Consider the following 19,646-nt stretch of genomic DNA (forward strand, 5'->3'; position numbering starts at 1 on the left):
TTACTCCGCCGCCAGGGCGACCGGCGCCGTCCGCTCAGCGGACAGTTGGGCCATGGTTTCACTGGCGCGCGCGATCGGGTTGGTCAGATAGGGATCGGCGATGACGGAAACGAAGGCGACGTCGCCCAGGTCTCCCTTGGCGCCTAGCTTGGCGACGTCGAACGTCGCAGCCGGGGCCAGATAGTCGATACGGCCGAAGGTCGGATGGTCGCCCATCAGCTTCGTGCGCAGCTGGTCGAGGGTGTCGAACGGCAACTTGTGCCCGACGCGCTCCGACAGGGCGCGGATGATGGCCCAGTCTTCCTTGGCCTCGCCCTTCGGGAAGACCACGCGTTCGGCCATCTGCACCCGGCCCTCGGTGTTGACGTACAGGCCCGACTTCTCGGTGTAGGCCGCGCCCGGCAGGATCACGTCCGCGCCGTGCGCGCCGCGATCGCCGTGCGAGCCCAGATAGACGCGGAAGGCGCCCGATGCATCCGCGTTCACCTCATCGGCGCCCAGCAGGAACAGCACGTCCAGCGCGCCCGGCTTCAGCATGGCGGCGACATCCAGACCGCCCTCGCCCGGCAGGAAGCCCATGTCCATACCGCCGACGCGCGCGGCGGCGCTGTGCAGGACGTTGAAGCCGTTCCAGCCGTCCTTGACCACGCCGACCTTCTTGGCCAGCGCGCCCAGGGCGTTCAGCACGGCCGGGCCGGTCTCGCCGGTCAGGGCGCCCGCGCCGACGATGATGGCGGGACGTTCGGCCTTGGTCAGGAAATCAACAGCGGCCTTGGGCGGCTTGCCGACGGTCTTCGAACCGGCGCCGAGGTAGTTGTAGTCATAGGTCAGATCGGCCTGCGGGCCGATGACGCCGATCTCGACGCCGCCCTTCAGCCACGTCTTGCGGATGCGCGCGTTCAGCAGCGGCGCTTCCGTGCGCGGATTGGCGCCGACGATCAGGATGGCGTCAGCGTTTTCAATGCCTTCCAGCCCGGAGTTGAACAGCCAGCCCTCACGAGCCTCGCCGCCCAGCGCAGAGCCGTCCTGACGGCAGTCGGTGTTGGCCGAACCCAGGGCGCGGAACAGATCCAGCGTCGCCTTCATCGACTCAGCGTCCTGAAGATCGCCGGCGATGGCGCCGATGCGGTCGGCCGAAGCGGTCTTCAGCTTGTCCGCGACAACCGACAGGGCCTCGTCCCACGAAGCCGGACGCAGCTTGCCGTTCTCACGCACCCACGGGCGGTCCAGACGACGCGCCTGCAGGCCGTCGACGGCGTAGCGGCTCTTGTCCGACAGCCATTCCTCGTTGATGCCCTCGTTCACGCGCGGCAGCACACGCATGACCTCGGCGCCGCGCGAGTCGGCGCGGATGTTCGAACCCAGGGCGTCCATCACGTCGATGGTCTCGGTCTTCTTCAGCTCCCACGGGCGGTAGTGATACTGCCACGGGCGGTGCGTCAGGGCGCCCACCGGGCACAGGTCGTTGACGTTGCCCGACAGCTCGCTGTCGATGTTCTTTTCCAGATAGGTCGTGATCTCGGCGCTTTCGCCGCGCGAGATCATGCCGATGTCCGGGACGCCCGCTACTTCGGTGATGAAGCGGACGCAACGCGTGCACTGGATGCAGCGCGTCATGAACGTCTTGACCGTCGGGCCCATGTTCTTTTCTTCGACCGCGCGCTTGTTCTCGCCATAGCGCGAGCCGTCGCGGCCGTAGCCGACAGCCTGATCCTGCAGGTCGCACTCGCCGCCCTGGTCGCAGATCGGGCAGTCCAGCGGGTGGTTGATGAGCAGGAACTCCATCACCCCTTCGCGGGCCTTCTTCACCATCGGCGTGTCGGTGAAGATTTCCTGACCTTCGGCGGCCGGCAGCGCGCACGAAGCCTGCGGCTTCGGCGGTCCAGGCTTCACCTCGACCAGGCACATGCGGCAGTTGCCGGCGATGGACAGGCGCTCGTGGTAGCAGAACCGCGGGATTTCCTGCCCGGCGCGCTCGGCGACCTGCAGCACGGTCATGCCCGGTTCGAACTCGACTTCAACGCCGTTGACCTTGGCGATAGGCATTACGATTACTCCGCCGCGATCGCGTGGCCGGCGAAGTTCGCGCGGCGGCTGCGGTAGGTGTGGATGCGCTCTTCGATCTCGTGACGGAAGTGCCGGATCAGACCCTGAACGGGCCAGGCGGCGGCGTCGCCGAGGGCGCAGATGGTGTGGCCTTCGACCTGACCGGCCACGTCGAGCAGCAGGTCGATCTCGGACGGGTCGGCATCGCCGATCGCCATACGCTCCAGCACGCGCCACATCCAGCCGGTGCCTTCACGGCACGGCGTGCACTGGCCGCAGCTCTCGTGCTTGAAGAAGTAGCTGATGCGGGCGATCGCCTTCACGATGTCGGTCGACTGGTCCATGACCGTCACGCCCGCCGTGCCGAGGGTCGAACGCATTTCGCGCATGGAATCGAAGTCCATCAGGGCGACTTCGGCCTGTTCGCGCGTGATCACCGGGCAGGACGCGCCGCCCGGAATGATGGCCTTCAGGTTTTCCCAGCCGCCGCGCACGCCGCCGCCGTGATCCTCAATCAACTGGCGCAGCGGGATCGACATGGCCTCTTCGACCACGCAGGGCGTGTTCACGTGACCGGACAGGGACATCAGCTTGGTGCCCGCGTTGTTCGGACGGCCGAAGCTGGCGAACCAGTCGGCGCCGCGACGCAGGATGGTGCCGACGACAGCGATCGACTCGACGTTATTCACGGTCGTCGGGCAGCCATAGAGGCCGGCGCCCGCCGGGAACGGCGGCTTCAGGCGCGGCTGGCCCTTCTTGCCTTCCAGGCTTTCCAGCAGAGCCGTCTCTTCGCCGCAGATATAGGCCCCGGCGCCGTGGTGGATATAGACGTGGAAGTCCCAGCCGTGGACGTTGTCGTCACCGATCAGCCTGGCCTCATAGGCCTGCTTGACGGCGGCTTCCATGCGCTCGCGCTCAAGAATGTATTCGCCGCGCAGATAGATGTAGCAGGCGTGCGCCTGCATGGCGAAGGAGGCGATCATCGCGCCTTCGATCAGCAGGTGCGGATCATGACGCATGATCTCGCGGTCCTTACACGTCGCGGGCTCGGACTCATCGGCGTTGATGACCAGGTAGTGAGGGCGATCCTTCACTTCCTTGGGCATGAAGGACCACTTCAGCCCGGTCGAGAAACCGGCGCCGCCGCGTCCGCGCAGGCCAGAGTTCTTGACGTTGTTGATGATCCAGTCGCGGCCAAGGTCCAGCATGTCCTTGGTGGCGTTCCACGCGCCGCGCGTCTTCGCACCCTCAAGGCCCCAGTCATGGAAGCCATAGAGGTTGGTGAAGATCCGATCCTTGTCTTGGAGGATGCCGACCATGATCCCTTAAAGTCCTTCCGCCATGCGGCGTTTATGGTGGCGGGTGCGCTGGAAGACGGCGTAGATCACCAGCACCCATCCCACGGCCAACAGGCCATAGGCCGCCATCACCGCGTTTTCAGTCAGGCCGAAACGGCCCTCGCGTGCGAACAAAACCAGTGCGGCCGCAACCACGATACAGGCCAGCCCCGCCCAACGCGGGCGCCAGCCGACGCGACGCAGCTCGGCCCGATAGGCCGCCCTGCCCGCTTCTGTTTCGAGATCCGGCCGCCCCATCAGACCGGCGCCTTTTCAGCGACAGGTTCCGAGTTCGGCAGCTTCTTGATCTTCTTCGCGGCCGAGCCGTCATACAGCGCCGGGTCCGTCAGAACGCGCGCGCCGCCCACCGGCTCGGACGTGTGACGGCCGACATAGCTGCCCGCCTTCGGCGTCTTGCCCGCAGCGAAATCATCGATGATCTGGGCCATGTTTTCCGGCGTCAGGTCTTCGTAATAGAGGTCGTTGATCTGGGCCACCGGCGCGTTCGAACAGGCGCCGATGCACTCGACTTCCTGCCAGGTGAAGCGGCCGTCGGCGGACAGTTCGTCCTTGGGGCCGATCTTCTCGCGGCACACGCGCATCAGCTCATTGGAGCCGCGCAGCATGCACTGCGTCGTGCCGCAGACCTGGATCAGCGCGGCCTTACCGACCGGCGTCAGCTGGAACATGGTGTAGAAGGTCGCGACCTCCAGCACCCGGATATAGGCCATGCCCAGCAGGTCGCCGATGGCGCGGATGGCGGGCTCCGAGACCCAGCCTTCCTGCTTCTGGACCAGCCACAGCACCGGGATCACCGCCGACTGACGACGCGATTCCGGGTATTTCTGGATCCACCACTGAGCCTTTTTCATCGTCTCTTTCGAGAACTCGAAAGAGGCAGGCTGCTCCTTGGCGAGACGACGAACGGACATCAGACTTCCATCTCAGAAACAACAGTGCCTTCGCCCAGCACCTTCTTGCGGACGGTCAGAACCCGGTGCTGGCCCTGACGGCGGATCAGGAAGCAGTGTTGCTGCTGCTCGCCATAAGGGGCGGTCGTCGAATAGCTGACCAGTTCCCAGCCCTGGTTCAGGCGTTCGGAAAGCGGTCGGTTCATCGATCCACCTCCCCGAACACCATGTCGAGCGAGCCGAGTATGGCGGACACGTCCGCCAGCATGTGGCCGCGGTTCATCCAGTCCATCGCCTGCAGGTGACGGAAACCGGGGGCCGACAGCTTGACGCGGTAGGGTTTGTTGGTGCCGTCCGACACCAGATAGACGCCGAACTCGCCCTTGGGCGCTTCAACGGCCGCATAGACCTCGCCTTCCGGCGTCTTGAAGCCCTCGGTGTAGAGCTTGAAGTGGTGGATCAGCGCTTCCATCGAACGCTTCATCTCACCGCGACGCGGCGGCGTGGCCTTGTGGTCTTCCGACAGGACCGGCTCGCCGGGGCAGTTGCGCAGCTTGTGGATGCACTGCTCCATGATGCGCACCGACTGGCGCATCTCTTCGACGCGGCACAGGTAGCGGTCCCAGCAGTCGCCGTTCTTGCCGACGACGATGTCGAACTCCATGTCGGCGTAGCAGTCGTACGGCTGGGCCTTGCGCAGGTCCCAGGCGATGTCCGAGCCGCGCAGCATGACGCCCGAGAAGCCCCAGGCCATGGCGTTTTCCTTGGACACCACGCCGATGTCGACGTTCCGCTGCTTGAAGATGCGGTTTTCGGTGACCAGGCTTTCGATGTCGTTCAGCGCCGCCGGGAACTCGGCGCACCAGCGGCCGATGTCGTCGATCAGCTCGGGCGTCAGGTCCTGATGGACGCCGCCCGGACGGAAGTAGTTGGCGTGCAGACGCGCGCCGCAGGCCCGCTCATAGAAGACCATCAGCTTCTCGCGCTCTTCGTGGCCCCACAGCGGCGGGGTCAGGGCGCCCACGTCCATGGCCTGCATGGTCGCGTTCAGAAGATGGTTCAGGATGCGGCCCATCTCCGAGTACAGGACCCGGATCAGCTGGCCGCGATACGGCACGTCCAGACCCAGCAACCGCTCGATGGCCAGACAGAAGGCGTGTTCCTGGTTCATCGGCGAGACGTAGTCCAGCCGGTCCAGATAGGGGATGTTCTGGAGGTAGGTGCGCGCCTCCATCAGCTTCTCGGTGCCGCGGTGCAGCAGGCCGATGTGCGGATCGACGCGCGTGACCAGCTCGCCGTCCAGCTCCAGCACCAGACGCAGCACGCCGTGCGCGGCCGGGTGTTGCGGGCCGAAGTTGATGGTGAATTTGCGGTCGTCCATCGCCCGCGCGTGCGGGGTTAGGCCGTCTTCATAATCTTCGAACGGGTCGATGGCCGAACCGATCGGCGCCGGCATGTTCTTGACGTCGGCCATTACTGCGCTCCCGCCTTTTCATCGCCCGGCAGGACGGTCGGATAGTCGGCGCCTTCCCACGGAGACAGGAAGTCGAAGTTGCGGAATTCCTGCGTCAGCTTCACCGGCTCATAGACAATGCGCTTCTGCTCTTCGTCGTAGCGGACCTCGACATAGCCCGTCATCGGGAAGTCCTTGCGCAGCGGGTGCCCCTGGAAGCCGTAGTCGGTCAGGATGCGGCGCATGTCCGGGTGGTCCGAGAAGATCATGCCGTACATGTCGAAGGCTTCACGCTCGAACCAGCCCGCCGACGGATAGACCGACGACACGCTGGGGACCGGCTTCACTTCATCGGTCGACACCTTGACGCGAACGCGCGCGGCGCGCGTCAGCGACAGCAGGTGATAGACGACCTCGAACCGCTCGGCGCGGTCAGGATAGTCGGCGCCGCAGACGTCCATGCACAGCTGGAAGCCGAACTGATCGCGCAGGGCCGTCATGATCGCGACGATCTTCTCACGCGGGGCGATCAGGGTCAGTTCGCCATAGGCCACCACAGCCTCGACGCCGAGCGCCGCGACCATTTCCGTGCCCAGAGGCGTCAGGGCGGATTCGCGCTCCGCAACGCGCACCAGCTCGCTCATCGCTCAATGGTCCCCGTGCGGCGGATCTTCTTCTGCAGCTGCAGGATACCGTACAGCAGAGCCTCGGCGGTCGGCGGGCAGCCCGGAACGTAGACGTCCACCGGCACCACGCGGTCGCAGCCGCGCACGACGCTGTAGCTGTAGTGGTAATAGCCGCCGCCGTTGGCGCAGCTGCCCATCGAGATGACGTAGCGCGGGTCCGGCATCTGGTCGTAGACCTTGCGCAGGGCCGGAGCCATCTTGTTGGTCAGCGTCCCGGCGACGATCATCAGGTCCGACTGACGCGGCGAACCGCGCGGGGCGGTGCCGAAACGCTCCAGATCGAAGCGCGGCATCGACAGGTGGATCATCTCGACGGCGCAGCAGGCCAGACCGAACGACATCCACATCAGCGAACCCGTGCGCGCCCAGGTGATGACGTCGTCCAGCGAGGTCGTCAGGAAGCCGCGCTCGCCCAGTTCCGTATTGACGGACTCAAAGAACTTGTCGTGGATCTGGGGGTCATAGCCCTCGACGGTCGAACGCGCAGCCGAGCCGGCGGGGACCAGAGGACTGGAGGGGGCGATCACTGCCATTCCAGGGCTCCCTTCTTCCATTCGTAGATGAAGCCGATGGTCAGGATCCCCAGGAACACCATCATCGACCAGAAGGCGAAGACCATGCCGCCGTGCGACAGGTCGAACATCGACACCGCCCACGGGAACAGGAAGGCGATTTCCAGGTCGAAGATGATGAAGAGGATCGACACCAGATAGAAACGCACGTCGAACTTCATGCGCGCGTCGTCAAAGGCGTTGAAGCCGCACTCATAAGCCGAGAGCTTCTCGGTGTCGGGGTTCTTGGGGGCCAGCACCCAGGCCGCCAGCATGAAGCCGGCGCCGAGCACGATGGCGATGCCCAGGAAAACGACGATCGGAAGGTATTCTAGAAGAAATTCGTTCATTCGAGCTGCCTCGCCCGCCGGGAGGTAGAGGGCGGATTCGGGGCTTCTTAGACCCAACCTCGCCAGGGTTCAAACCCATGTCGGCAAAGGTTTTTTGTTGCGAATGGTTCTCACTGTTCCGGCTGTTTTATTCCGGCCCGTTCGACGGTTTCCGGCATTGCAGCGATCCGTGAAAGCGAGGGCGCAGATGTCCCGAAATCCGCTTGCGAACGGATTCAGGCGCCCACCGCATTCAGCACAGCCTCATCCGCCTGCCGCCCCAAGCGCATGGAAGGCGGAATATCAGGCGCTCTCACTCCATCAGACAGGCGCGCCATGTCGGTTCTTCAGGCTATTCCGGCCGGACGGCGAGATGTTTTCATTTATCCACAGCCGGGTCGCTTGACGTGCGACGCAGCCCCGCCTAAACGACGCCCCTCGCCGCGGCGCACAGCGCTTCGGACGGGAACGCGGGTGTAGCTCAGTTGGTTAGAGTGCCGGCCTGTCACGCCGGAGGTCGCGGGTTCGAGCCCCGTCACTCGCGCCACTCCTTCTCATGAACATGAGGGAGTGGCGCACTGCCCTTCCCCTTCTCTCTCAAAAATCACTTCCGCCTTCAGACACCACCTTCGCGCGCCTGTTCAGGCTCTGCCTTCTGCACGCCCGCCATCAAGCGCCTAGTTGATGAGCAACGCCTCGCGGGGTGTAACGAACTCGGCCTTCCCGGTCAGTTCACCGTAAAGCATGCTCAGGTCCTCGAAGACGCGGTTCCAGGCGAACTGCTCGACGGCCTTCACGCGGGCGGCGCAGCCCAGCGCTTCCACATCGCGCGCGAACAGGGCCTCGATCGCCGTAGCGTAATCGACCGGATCAGCCGAGGCGGCCAACTGCCCGACGCTGTCGTCCACCGTTTCAGCGACCCCGCCCGCATTGACGCCGACCACGGCCCGGCCGCAGGCCATGGCCTCCAGCACGATCAGGCCGAACGGCTCCTTGTCATTGGCGTGCACGAAGGCGTCGCAGCTGGCGATTATGCGCGCCACCGCGCGCGGGTCTTTTTCATACGGCAGTGAGATGACGCGATCCTCCGCAGGCATCCCTGCCCCGGCGCCGACCAGCACCAGATGATAGGGCGCGCCCAGACGCTGCACCGCATCAATCAGGACGCCGACGTTCTTCTCCTTGGCCGGGCGTCCGGCGAAGCACAGCAGGCGGGCGTCCGCGCCCAGCCCCAGCTTCTTCAGCAGCGCCTCGCGATCACGACGGTCCGGATGGAAGGCGTCCACATCCACGCCCAGCGGCCGAATCACAATGTCGCCTACGCCCGCCTCCTCCAGCCGCCGCGCGATGAAGCGGCTGGGCGAGACGACGCGGTCGAATTGCGAAAACAGCTTGGCCCAGCGCTTTTCGACCGGCTTCTTGGCCCATTCGCCGAAATGCAGGGCCGCCAGCGCCGCAGGGTCCGAATGGCAGAAGCCCACGACCGGACATCCGACCCTCTGCCCCGCCTCCAGCGCGCCCTGGCCGGGCGTATAGGGATCGCCCGCCTCGATCAGCGCAGGGTTAAGCGACGACACCCACGCGCCCCAGCGCCGCACCGAACCCGGCCAGCGATATCCGTCACCGAAAGGCAGTTTGGGCGCCTGCAGACGGACAATGCCGTCCGATCCCGTCCGATAGCCGGAACCCGGCACCACAAGATTATGCGCCACGCCGGGGCGCTCGGCCTCCAGCCACGCCTTTTTGGACATCAGATAGCGCTTCACCCCGCCCGAACGCGGCGCGAACAGCATGGTGGTGTCGACCAGACGGGGGCGGGAATCAGTCGCCGCCGCCTTCATCGCCCGCAAGGTGTCGGCGACTTCTTCATCAAGGCCAGGAAACAGCCGCAGCTCGCTTTCCTGCACGTCGATGGGGTTGATGCTCATCCAGCGGACCTTCTGCCTGTCGTTCTTCACGCTAACGCTAAAGCTCCGACTTTGGATGCGACGAATACGGTTGAAGTCAGCCCCCCTTTCGCCCGTAACGCCAGTAACGGCTACGCTCAAGAGAAAGACGACAGGCGTGCATTTTCATCTGCCGTTCAGATTGATCGCCCTACGCCCGGTCTTGCATTCGCCTCAAATTAGAGAAACTTGGGGCATGCTGGCGCAGACCCTGTTAGGAGGGGCGCCTTCAATCCTTGCGCGTGCGACCACGAGGGGTTTCTGACGAATGCGTATTCTGCTCGCGAGCGCCGTTGCGATCGCTCCTCTGATGGTCGCTTCCGGCGTTCAGGCCGAACAGGTCATTTCGAATGAGCGGACCACCCCGGTCCGCACCTCGACCGCCAACAGCGGCGCACCCGACGCGGTGCGTCTGGCCAGCGGCGGCTCGGTCGTCGTCACCTCTGGGACGGCCGTGACGCTGGATTCCAGCCATGACGTGAAGCTGGACGCCGGTTCCAAGATCGACATGCTCAAGGCCGCCGACGGCGCCACGGGCATCGAGATACAGGGCGGCAACACGGGCAATGTCACCATCGCCGGCGCCATCAACATCACCGACTCCATCGAGGAGTATAAGGACGAGAACGACGACGGCATTCCCGACGGCCCGTTCGCCGACGGCACGAACCGCCACGGCGTCCGCGTCACGGGGACGGCGCCGCTGGTCGGCGACATCCGCATCGAATCCACAGGCTCGATCAAGGTCGAGGGCAACCAGTCTTCGGGCCTGACCGTCGACGCCCCCCTGACCGGGAACATCTTCAGCCAGGGCCAGATCACCGTCATCGGCACGGACGCCTACGGCATCCACACCACGGGCGATGTGACCGGTAACGTCACTGTCTTGGGCAGCGTCGGCGTGCTGGGCGAGAACGCCACCGGCGTGGCCATCGACGGCGACGTCGACGGCGCCGTCAAGATTCAGGGCACGGTGACCTCGACCGGCTACCGCTTCACCACGGCCCCGCCCTCCAAGCCGACGACGAGCGATCCGGTCAAGGGACGGCCCTACCTCGAAAACCTCAAGCCCGAGGACATGCTGCAAGGCGGCCCGGCCGTGCGGATTGCTGGTGACGTGACCAAGGGCGTCGTGTTCGACGCCCCGCCGCCGCCCCTGCCCGACGACACCACCGAAGAAGAGAAGAAGGATCCCGATCGCGACAAGGACGGCATCCCCGACGCCCAGGAAACCACGTCCACGATCCGCACCTTCGGCGGCGCGCCCGCCGTGCTGGTCGGTTCCGAAGACAAGGCCATCTCCCTCGGCGCCGTCGGAACCGGCGATGACGCCTATGGCTTCATCAACCGCGGCACGATCGAGGCCTCCGGCGTCTATAAGGAAATCGACGCGACCGGCGTTCAGATCGGCGGGACCGGCCATGCCGTCACCCTCAGCGGCGGCCTGCGCAACCAGGGCACGATCACCTCGACCGCCGTCACAGCGGATAGCACCGCCCTGCACTTCGGCGACGGCGCCACGGCAGGCAAGATCCTCAACTCAGGCGCGATCCAGAGCCTGTCCACCGGCTCCGGCGAGCACCAGTCGTCCGGCATCCTGATCAGCAGCGGCGCCAACGTCGGCGCGCTGGACAACTCCGGCGCCATCACCGCAGGGATGAGCGGCTCCAAGGGCGACGCCGTCGCCGTGAACGATGAATCGGGCACGCTCACCTCGATCAACAACACCGGCAAGATCATCGCCGCCGTCACGCCTGAAAAGGATGTGGCCCGCACCGGCTCGGCGGTCGCCATCGACGTCAGCGCCAACACCACGGGCTTCACCCTGGTGCAGGACGGCGTGGTCATTCCCGATCACAAACTGCCCGACGCCGACGGCGACGGGGTGCCGGACGCCAATGAGCCGGTCATTCAAGGCGCAATCCGCCTCGGCTCGGGCGATGATGTTCTGGACATCCGCAACGGCACGGTCACCGGCGACATCGCCTTTGGAACCGGCAAGGACCGTCTGGCGATCAGCGGCGGCGCCGTGGTCACCGGCAAGCTGTCGAACGGCGACGGCCAACTGGACATCGACATCTCCAAGGGCACGCTGGACGCCCGCCAGTCCGGTCAGGTCGAGGCCAGCAACCTGAACGTCGGCGCCGACGGCAAGCTGATCGTAACCCTGGACCCCGCCAACAACACATCCGGCGGCTTCAAGGTCAGCGGCAACGCCACCCTGGCCGACGGCGCCGGTCTGGGCGTGCGGTTCGACTCCCTGATCCAGGACCCGACCTCCTTCACCATCATCGAGGCGGGCGATCTGAAGGTCGGCGCCATCGATCAGGAAGGGCTGCAGAACAACTCGCCCTACGCCTTTGTGGTCAAGTCGAACGTCGATGAGGCCGCCGGCAAGCTGACCGTCGACGCCCGTCGACGCACGGCCGAAGAAGCCGGCATGATCAAGGCCGAGGCCGCCGCCTATGACGTTCTCTATGCCGGTCTGGCCGACAATGAGCTGATCCGCGCGGCCATGCTGAACCAGACCGACCGCGACGGCTTCTTCCATATCTATCAGCAACTGTTGCCTGACCACTCGGGCGGGCCGCTGCTGTCGCTGGCCAGCGGCGTCGACGCCGTGACCCGCGCCCTGACCGGCCGCAACGCCTCGGCCGCGCCGGGCGAGACCAGCGCCTGGGTGCAGGAGATCAACTTCTACGCCGACAAGGACAAGACCGACACCTACGGCTTCCGCTCCGAGGGCTTCGGCCTGGCGGGCGGCGTCGAGCGCGGCACCAATCTGGGCGCCTTCGGCGTCACCGCGGCCTTCACCTCCTCCGATCTGGAAGACCCCGAAGCCGCCGCCGAGGAAGTCCTGTCCGCCAACCTGCTGGAACTGGGCCTCTACTGGCGCGCACAGGGTCAGTACTGGTCGACCTGGGCGCGGGCCGCAGGCGGCTACGCCTCCTTCGACGCCACGCGCAAGCTGGTGGCCGACGGCATCCATCTGAAGAACAAGTCGACCTGGCACGGCTTCACCGTGGCCGCCGCCGGGGGCGCCTCCTATGAACGCCACTTCGGCCGCATCAACGTGCGCCCCGAAGCCTATGTCGAATACTTCTCGCTGAACGAGGACGCCCGCACTGAAAAGGGCGGCGGCGATGGCTTCGACCTCGATATCGACAAGCGTGACGGCCACATGTTCTCGGGCGTGGCGGCGGTCAACATCGGCTACGGCTTCGGCAAAGACGGCTGGATCCGTCCGGAAGTCCGCCTGGGCTGGCGCCAGAACTTCTCGGTCGATGCGGGCCAGACCATCGCCCGTCTGGCCTCGGGCGGCGACGCCTTCACCCTGGACCCGGCCAGCATCGAGGGCGGCGGGCCGATCCTGGGCTTCCGCCTGAACGTCGGCAACGACCTGGGGCTGCTGTCCATCACCGGCGACGCCGAGCTGCTGGAAGACTACGTCCGCTACACCCTTCTGCTGCGGGCCAGCTTCAAGTTCTGATTTTTCTTCGGAACGCGCATCAAAAAGGGCCGCCGGATTCGTTCCGGCGGCCTTTTCCATGTCTTGCCGCCTGCCTGTGCTCTCCTATGATCCCCGCCGAACCATAGGGGGTTTCCTGATGAACAAATTCGCCTGGGCGGCCTGCGCCCTGATCCTGAGCGCCCATGCGCCCGCGCTGGCGCAGACCGCGCCTGCCGCCGCCGCCCAAGCCGCCCTGCCCTCCGTCGACCGCGGCCTGTTCACGGCCCAGGACCTGTTCGGCATGGAGGTCGCCTCCGACGCCCAGATCAGCCCCGACGGCAGCCAGATCGCCTATGTCCGCCAGACGGCCGACATCATGACCGACCAGATGCGCCCGACCATCTGGCTGATCGACGTGAAGACGGGCCAGCACTCGCCGCTGGTCGCCTCGGCCGGTTCGCACCGCCAGCCGCGCTGGTCGCCGGACGGCACGCGCCTGTCCTACATCTCGAACGCCGAGGGCGGCGCGCCCCAGCTGTTCGTCCGCTGGATGGCCAGCGGCCAGGCCGTGCGCGTCAGCAACCTGCCCAACACCCCGTCCAGCATCAGCTGGTCGCCGAACGGCGAGCAACTGGCCTATTCGGTCCTGGTTCCCAGCGACAAGCCCAAGATCGGCTCGCCCCTTCCCAAGCCGGAAGGCGCCAAATGGGCCCCGCCGCTGGAGATCATCGACACCGTCTCCTACCGCTCGGACGGTCAGGGCTATCTGAAGACCGGCTTCCGTCAGGTCTTCGTGGTCGGCTCTCAGGGCGGCGGCGCGCGCCAGCTGACCCACGGCGACTTCAACCACGGCGGCGGCCTGTCCTGGTCGCCCGATTCGCGCACCCTGTACCTCAGCGCCAACCGCCGCCCTGACTGGCAGCGTGAAACCGCCGACAGCGAAGTCTACGCCCTGAACGTGCAGACCGGCGGCCTGACCGCCCTGACCAGCCGCGCCGGACCCGACAACTCGCCCGTCGCCTCGCCCGACGGCCGCCGCATCGCCTATCTGGGCTATGACGACAAAGGCATGGGCTACCACAACACCGGCCTGTATGTGATGGACGCCGACGGCTCGAACAGCCGCCTGCTGACCGGCAATCTGGACCGCTCGGTCCGCTCTCCGGTCTGGAGCCGCGACGGCCGCTCGATCCATGTCGCCTATGACGATCAGGGCCGCACTAAGGTCGCCCGCGTCTCGCTGGACGGCGCCCTGACCAATCTGATCGAAGACCTGACCGGGGACGATTTCGGCCGTCCCTACACCGGCGGCGACTACTCGGTCGCCAATGACGGCGCCATCGCCTACACGCGCGGCACGACCAGCCGCCCGGCCGATGTTCACGTCCTGAAGGGCGGCCGCAGCACCCAGCTGACCCACCTGAACGCCGACTTCCTCAACGCCCGCCGTCTGGGCGAGGTGCGCCGCATCCAGGTCGCCTCTTCCCACGACCAGCGCGCGGTCGAAAGCTGGCTGACGCTGCCGGTCGACTATGTCGAGGGCCAGCGCTATCCGCTGGTGCTGGAAATCCACGGCGGCCCGTTCGCCGCCTATGGCCCGCACTTCGCCACCGACAACCAGCTGTTCGCCGCCGCCGGATACGCCGTGCTGTCGGTCAACCCGCGCGGCTCGACCTCCTATGGCTATGAGTTCGCCAACCTGATCCACCACAACTATCCGTCGAACGACTATGACGACCTGATCAGCAGCGTCGACGACATCATCGCCCAGGGCATCGCCGATCCGAACAAACTGTTCGTCACGGGCGGCTCGGGCGGCGGCGTGCTGACCAGCTGGATCGTCGGCAAGACCGACCGGTTCAAGGCCGCCGTGGTGCAGAAGCCGGTCATCAACTGGGCCAGCTTCGCGCTGACCGCCGATAACCCGGCCACCTTCGCCCGCTACTGGTTCGGCGAATATCCGTGGGAGAACCCGGAGGCCTACTGGCGCCGGTCGCCGCTGTCGCTGGTCGGCAACGTCAAGACCCCGACCATGGTCGTCGTCGGCGACGAGGACTATCGCACCCCGGTCAGCGAGTCGGAGCAGTACTACACCGCCCTGCAACTGCGCGGCGTGCCGACGGCTCTGGTCAAGATCCCCGGCGTCGGCCACAGCCTGGCTGTCCGCCCGTCCCAGAACGCGGCCCGCATGAACACCATGCTGGAATGGTTCGACCGCTATAAGGACGGCGCCCCGGCCGCCCGCTAAGGCCGGACCCGCCTCCATTGAAACCCGCGCCCGCCGTCGATCGGCAGGCGCGGGTTTTTGCCATCTGCGCTTCAAGCGTGGCGTTAGTTGACTTTTAACCAGAACACTTACAGAACATCACAGTCGGTTCACGCCTTGTTCTGGATTCTGCGCCATGCTCACGAAGAAACAGCACGAACTCCTGATGTTCATTCATGAGCGCATCCGGGAGACGGGCGTTTCCCCCTCCTTCGACGAGATGAAGGAGGCGCTGGATCTGGCGTCCAAATCCGGCATCCACCGCCTGATCACGGCGCTGGAGGAACGCGGCTTCATCCGCCGCCTCGCCCACCGCGCCCGCGCGCTGGAAGTGGTCAAACTGCCCGAACAGGCGACGACCGCCGCCCCGGCCAAGGGTCGCGCCCCGTTCAGACCCGACGTGATTCAGGGCGGCGGCCTGAACCCCGGCGCCGCTGCGCCCGAAGCCGCGAATGACGTGCGCGACCTGCCCCTGCTGGGCAAGATCGCCGCCGGCACACCCATCGCCGCCATCCAGCACGAGCGGGAGCGCCTGCCGGTCCCCGAAGCCATGCTGGGCGCGGGCGAACACTATCTGCTCGAGATCGAGGGTGATTCCATGATCGAGGCGGGCATCCTCGACGGCGACACCGTCATCATCAAACGGGTCGAGAACGCCTCTTCCGGCGAAATCGTCGTCGCCCTGGTCGAGGGAGAGGAAGCCACGCTGAAACGCCTGCGCAAGAAGGGTCAGTCCATCGCGCTGGAGCCCGCCAACAGCGCCTATGAAACCCGCATCTTCGGCCCCGATCAGGTCGAGGTTCAAGGCAAGCTGGTCGGCCTGCTCCGCCGATATCACTGACGCCTCAGCAGTTGGTTTAACGCACCGTCCCATGAACTCCGCTCATCCCGGCGGACGCCGGGACCCAGTGCTTTGGCTTCAGGCGCAGCCTTTGAAATCTGCTCCCCGGCCGGACCTGTCCGTAACTCACCGTCAGCACGTGTAGCACTTACTGGATCACAGCCTCCGCCGGGATGAGCGGAATTAGGGGGCAGCGCCTAATCTGCGCCCCCATCACTCCACGGACGCCTGCCCCGCACCTCCGCCGCCCACAGCGCGCGCCAGCTTCCGGCGTCATCGCGCCACAACTCCACCGAGCCGCCGCGCGCATAGTCCGCGCCGTCCAGCACCAGCCGCCCTTCGCATGACAGCGGTAGAACCGACACGACCGCACGCACGCTGATCACCTCTGCGCTGCGGCACATCTGGTCCAACTGCGCCTCGCCCGGCGCCACCTTGCCCCACCACAGCGCCAGAACGCCGCCCTCCCCCTCCGGCGCGCAGAAGGACCGCTTGCAGGTCCAGCCGTCGGACGGACGCCCGACCGCCTCCAGCCCCCGCCGCCGGGACCACAGATCGCTGGCGAACTGACGCACCGACGGCCGGATCACGACCGCCTCCTCCCCCTGTCGATAGGCGGCGTTGGCGCCGCCGTCTCCGATCCAGACATCAGGCGGCGCCGGGCGCGGCCAGATCAGCACGGCTGCAGCAAACGGCAGCCCCAGCAGACGCCACCATCCCCGCCACAGGCACATGAAAAGGATGCCCAGAAAGGCGACCGGCAGGGCCGCCGCCGGGGCGCTGGGGATCGTCTGCACCGCGCCGGGCAGGTTCGCCGCCCAATGGCCGATCGCCAGCATGGCGTCGACCGACCAGCCCGCCAGCCACAGGAAGGGCGCGCCCAGTCCCAGAGGCTCCAGCGCCGCGCCCAGCGCCAGCATGGGCATCATGATGAAATCGGCCAGCGGCGCGGTCGCCATATTGGCGATCAGCCCATAGACGGCGGTGCGATTGAAATGCTGCATGGCGAACGGCCCGGTCGCCATGCCCGCCACAAGGCTGGCGCAGCACGCGGCCAGCAACCAGCTTGCAAACCGCTGCACCGCCGCGATCGGCCACGGAACAGCCAGTTCGCGAATCCTGCGCGGCCAGATCTCGACCAGCGCCACCAGCGCCGCCGTCGCGGCGAACGACATCTGAAACCCCGGCGTCACCACAGCCTCGGGCCTCAGCAACAGGACGACAAAGGCCGCCGCCGACAGCGCCCGCATCGTCACCGCCTGTCGGTCCGCCAATATGGCCAGAAAGGCGATGGAGGCCGTGACCGCCGCCCGTTCCGCCGGCGCGGGCGCCCCAGAGATGACCAGATAGGTCCCCACCGCGATCAGCCCCGCGACCGCTGCGATTTTCTTGCCTGACGCCCTCAGCGCCAGCCAGGGCCACACCGCGACCGACAGCCGCACGGCGAAGAAGACAAAGCCCCCCACAACCGCCATATGCAGCCCCGAGATCGACAGGATGTGGGCCAGTCCTGAATCCCGCATGGCGTCCAGATCGGGATCCTGAATCCACGTCTCATGCCCCGTGGTCATGGCCGCCGCCACGCCGCCCGTCCGCTCGCCCAGACGGGCGACGATCCGCTGGGCCAGGGCGAAGCGGACGGCGTTGACCTTCATCTCCATCCGCACGCGCCACGGGGGCGGCGACAGGTCGGCGCTGCGCGTCGGCCCCAGGGCGAACAGCGTGCCGCCCAGCCCCTGAAAATAGGCGTTGCGGCCGAAGTCATACGCTCCCGGACTGGCGGGCGGCGGCGGCGGGTTCAACATGCCGAAGACGCGGATGGCCGCGCCGGGCGGCGGCGGCGCGCCCTTCACCGTGACGCGCAGGCGCTCGGGCGTCGCCTCGGGCGCCAGCCCCCGCACGCGCACCGGCGCCACGACGATGCGGGCGCCGTTCCGGCCGGACGAATCCACATCCATGACCCAGCCTTCGACCTGCGTCGGCTTCATGTCAGCGGGCGCGATCGGCGCCGCCGCCGCTCCGGCCCGCAGACTGGCGACCGCCAGTCCGCCGCTGAAACAGGCCAGCATCAGCAGGATCAACGTCGCCCAGCGCGGCAGCCCCCTCGCCTTGCCGATGATCCATGCCGCCAGCAGGACAGCGGCGACCAGCGCCAGCGGCCACGTCGCCGGTTCCTGCTTCAGCACGAAATAAGCGCCGCAGCCCATCCCGAAACAGACCGATGACCACATGGGCCACCGATCCGCCTGCGCCATCGCATCCGCGCGCAGGCTTTCAAATAAGCGGGCCATAAGGGTTCGCTTCCCCACGGGCGGGCGTATAAGACCCTGCCCTATGGATGCTGCCTCTATGACCTCCCCCTCCTCGACCGTCGTCACCCGCTTCGCCCCCTCGCCCACAGGCTACCTGCATATCGGCGGGGCGAGAACCGCGTTATTCAACTGGCTGTACGCCAAGGGACGCGGCGGCAAATTCCTGATCCGCATTGAGGACACCGACCGCGAGCGGTCGACCGATGAGGCCGTGAAGGCCATCTTCGACGGCCTGTCCTGGCTGGAGCTGTTCGGCGACGAAGAGCCCGTCTTCCAGTTCGCCCGCGCCGACCGCCACCGCGAAGTCATCGACCAGTTGCTGGCCACCGGCCACGCCTATCGCGACTTCCTGACCGCAGATGAAACCGGCGCCCTGCGCGATCAGGCAAAGGCCGAGGGCCGCGACTTCGTCTCGCCGTGGCGCGACCGTGAACCGTCCGCCGATGATCTGACCAGGCCGCACACGGTCCGCTTCCGCCGTCCGCTGGACCAGGCGGTCGTGGTCGAGGACGCCGTGCAGGGGACGGTGCGCTGGGAATCGGCCTCGCTGGACGATCTGGTCATCCTGCGCTCCGACGGGGCGCCGACCTATAATCTGGCCGTGGTGGTGGACGATCACGACATGGGCGTCACCCATGTCATCCGCGGCGACGACCATCTGAACAACGCCGCCCGCCAGAGCCTGATCTACGACGCCCTGGGCTGGACGCGGCCGACCTTCGCCCACATCCCGCTGATCCACGGCCCGGACGGCGCCAAACTGTCCAAGCGGCACGGCGCGCAGGCCGTGCATGAATACGCCGACATGGGCTACCTGCCCGAGGCGATGCGCAACTATCTGGCCCGTCTGGGCTGGGCGCACGGCGACGACGAACTGTTCAGCGACGAGCAGGCGTTGGCGTGGTTCGACCTGACCGGCGTCAACAAGGCGCCCGCCCGTCTGGACTTCGACAAACTGGCCCACGTCAACGCTCACTGGATCCGTCTGGCCGACGACGATCGCCTGGCCAAGCTGACGCTGGACGCCCATCTGGCGCGCGGCCGCGACCTGCTGCCGGATGATGAAGAACGCCTGTTGCGGGCCATGCCTTTCGTCAAGGATCGCGCCAAGACAATCCCGGAACTGGCCGATCAGACATCGTTCGTGTTGCAGGTGCGTCCACTCGCCCTGAACGAGAAATCCGCCGCTTTGCTGCAGGGCGAAAGCGGCGCTCGAATTTCACGACTGCGTGAACGACTGGGACTTTTCCAGAGCTGGGACGTCTTTCCTCTTGAGGCCGAGCTTAAGGTTTTTGCTGAAGAAGAAGGCGTAGGCTTTGGAAAAATAGGGCCTTCCCTTCGGGCGGCCTTGACGGGCGGTTCTGCATCGCCCGATATCGCCAGAACGCTGTGCGCTCTGGGCCGCGACGAAAGTCTCGGACGCTTGGATGATGCGCTGCAACAGACTAAGTGAACACCCATAACCAACTCAGGCCGACCGCCTCCCCGCGCGCCGGTCGCGAAGAAGAACAAGGGGC

The 19,646-nt window shown here is 66.3% G+C and carries 15 protein-coding genes and 1 tRNA gene; 5 read left to right on the forward strand and 11 right to left on the reverse strand.

Annotated features, from left to right (window positions below; all coding sequences use genetic code 11):
• The 9 genes from nuoG to ABE454_RS06130 all read right to left on the reverse strand — a co-directional run bounded on the left by nuoG (window position 1) and on the right by ABE454_RS06130 (window position 7,334).
• Window positions 1–2,046: an NADH-quinone oxidoreductase subunit NuoG gene (gene nuoG, locus ABE454_RS06090; RefSeq protein WP_346530039.1), complete on the reverse strand. Its 2,046-nt coding sequence runs from the start codon at window positions 2,044–2,046 to the stop codon at window positions 1–3.
• Between the two features lie 5 nt (window positions 2,047–2,051).
• Window positions 2,052–3,365 carry an NADH-quinone oxidoreductase subunit NuoF gene (gene nuoF, locus ABE454_RS06095; protein WP_346530042.1) on the reverse strand — a complete coding sequence of 438 codons (1,314 nt, stop codon included), beginning with the start codon at window positions 3,363–3,365 and terminating at the stop codon, window positions 2,052–2,054.
• Between the two features lie 6 nt (window positions 3,366–3,371).
• Entirely contained in the window at window positions 3,372–3,641 is a 270-nt protein-coding gene (locus ABE454_RS06100; protein WP_346530044.1) for a hypothetical protein, read from the reverse strand.
• Window positions 3,641–4,315 carry an NADH-quinone oxidoreductase subunit NuoE gene (gene nuoE / locus ABE454_RS06105; protein WP_346530046.1) on the reverse strand — a complete coding sequence of 225 codons (675 nt, stop codon included), beginning with the start codon at window positions 4,313–4,315 and terminating at the stop codon, window positions 3,641–3,643. The genes ABE454_RS06100 and nuoE overlap by 1 nt, the downstream gene beginning before the upstream one ends.
• Entirely contained in the window at window positions 4,315–4,500 is a 186-nt protein-coding gene (locus ABE454_RS06110; protein WP_346530048.1) for a hypothetical protein, read from the reverse strand. Before ABE454_RS06110 ends, nuoE begins: the two co-directional genes overlap by 1 nt.
• Window positions 4,497–5,675, reverse strand: coding sequence for an NADH-quinone oxidoreductase subunit D (locus ABE454_RS06115; protein WP_346530143.1), 1,179 nt, complete (start codon window positions 5,673–5,675; stop codon window positions 4,497–4,499). The genes ABE454_RS06110 and ABE454_RS06115 overlap by 4 nt, the downstream gene beginning before the upstream one ends.
• 92 nt (window positions 5,676–5,767) lie before the next feature.
• A complete protein-coding gene (locus ABE454_RS06120) occupies window positions 5,768–6,391 on the reverse strand; it encodes an NADH-quinone oxidoreductase subunit C (protein ID WP_346530050.1) in 624 nt (207 codons plus the stop codon).
• Window positions 6,388–6,987, reverse strand: coding sequence for a NuoB/complex I 20 kDa subunit family protein (locus ABE454_RS06125; RefSeq protein WP_346530052.1), 600 nt, complete (start codon window positions 6,985–6,987; stop codon window positions 6,388–6,390). The genes ABE454_RS06120 and ABE454_RS06125 overlap by 4 nt, the downstream gene beginning before the upstream one ends.
• Window positions 6,957–7,334, reverse strand: a complete 378-nt coding sequence (locus ABE454_RS06130) for an NADH-quinone oxidoreductase subunit A (protein ID WP_346530054.1) — start codon at window positions 7,332–7,334, stop codon at window positions 6,957–6,959. The genes ABE454_RS06125 and ABE454_RS06130 overlap by 31 nt, the downstream gene beginning before the upstream one ends.
• A 449-nt stretch (window positions 7,335–7,783) precedes the next feature.
• On the opposite strand from ABE454_RS06130, the gene ABE454_RS06135 reads away from it, so the two are divergent.
• Window positions 7,784–7,860, forward strand: a tRNA-Asp gene (locus tag ABE454_RS06135).
• 130 nt (window positions 7,861–7,990) lie between these two features.
• Here ABE454_RS06135 and ABE454_RS06140 read toward each other — a convergent pair.
• The gene (locus ABE454_RS06140; protein WP_346530146.1) at window positions 7,991–9,241 is read right to left on the reverse strand and encodes a glycosyltransferase; all 1,251 of its coding nucleotides are present in this window, start codon (window positions 9,239–9,241) and stop codon (window positions 7,991–7,993) included.
• Window positions 9,242–9,527: 286 nt separating this feature from the next.
• Here ABE454_RS06140 and ABE454_RS06145 point away from each other — a divergent pair, with 286 nt between their 5' ends.
• The 3 genes from ABE454_RS06145 (at window position 9,528) to lexA (ending at window position 15,817) form a co-directional block, all read left to right on the forward strand.
• Window positions 9,528–12,749, forward strand: a complete 3,222-nt coding sequence (locus tag ABE454_RS06145) for an autotransporter outer membrane beta-barrel domain-containing protein (RefSeq protein ID WP_346530056.1) — start codon at window positions 9,528–9,530, stop codon at window positions 12,747–12,749.
• Window positions 12,750–12,867: 118 nt separating this feature from the next.
• Entirely contained in the window at window positions 12,868–14,958 is a 2,091-nt protein-coding gene (locus tag ABE454_RS06150; RefSeq protein WP_346530059.1) for a S9 family peptidase, read from the forward strand.
• A gap of 154 nt (window positions 14,959–15,112) precedes the next feature.
• Window positions 15,113–15,817: a transcriptional repressor LexA gene (gene lexA / locus ABE454_RS06155; RefSeq protein ID WP_346530062.1), complete on the forward strand. Its 705-nt coding sequence runs from the start codon at window positions 15,113–15,115 to the stop codon at window positions 15,815–15,817.
• A gap of 197 nt (window positions 15,818–16,014) precedes the next feature.
• Here the strand turns inward: lexA and ABE454_RS06160 are convergent, their stop codons facing one another.
• The gene (locus ABE454_RS06160) at window positions 16,015–18,108 is read right to left on the reverse strand and encodes a ComEC/Rec2 family competence protein (RefSeq protein ID WP_346530065.1); all 2,094 of its coding nucleotides are present in this window, start codon (window positions 18,106–18,108) and stop codon (window positions 16,015–16,017) included.
• Between the two features lie 58 nt (window positions 18,109–18,166).
• Here ABE454_RS06160 and gltX point away from each other — a divergent pair, with 58 nt between their 5' ends.
• Window positions 18,167–19,582, forward strand: coding sequence for a glutamate--tRNA ligase (gltX, locus tag ABE454_RS06165; protein WP_346530068.1), 1,416 nt, complete (start codon window positions 18,167–18,169; stop codon window positions 19,580–19,582).
• The last annotated feature ends 64 nt before the right edge of the window (window positions 19,583–19,646 follow it).

This window comes from Brevundimonas diminuta (assembly GCF_039673845.1).
In the GTDB taxonomy this organism is placed as follows: domain Bacteria; phylum Pseudomonadota; class Alphaproteobacteria; order Caulobacterales; family Caulobacteraceae; genus Brevundimonas; species Brevundimonas diminuta_E.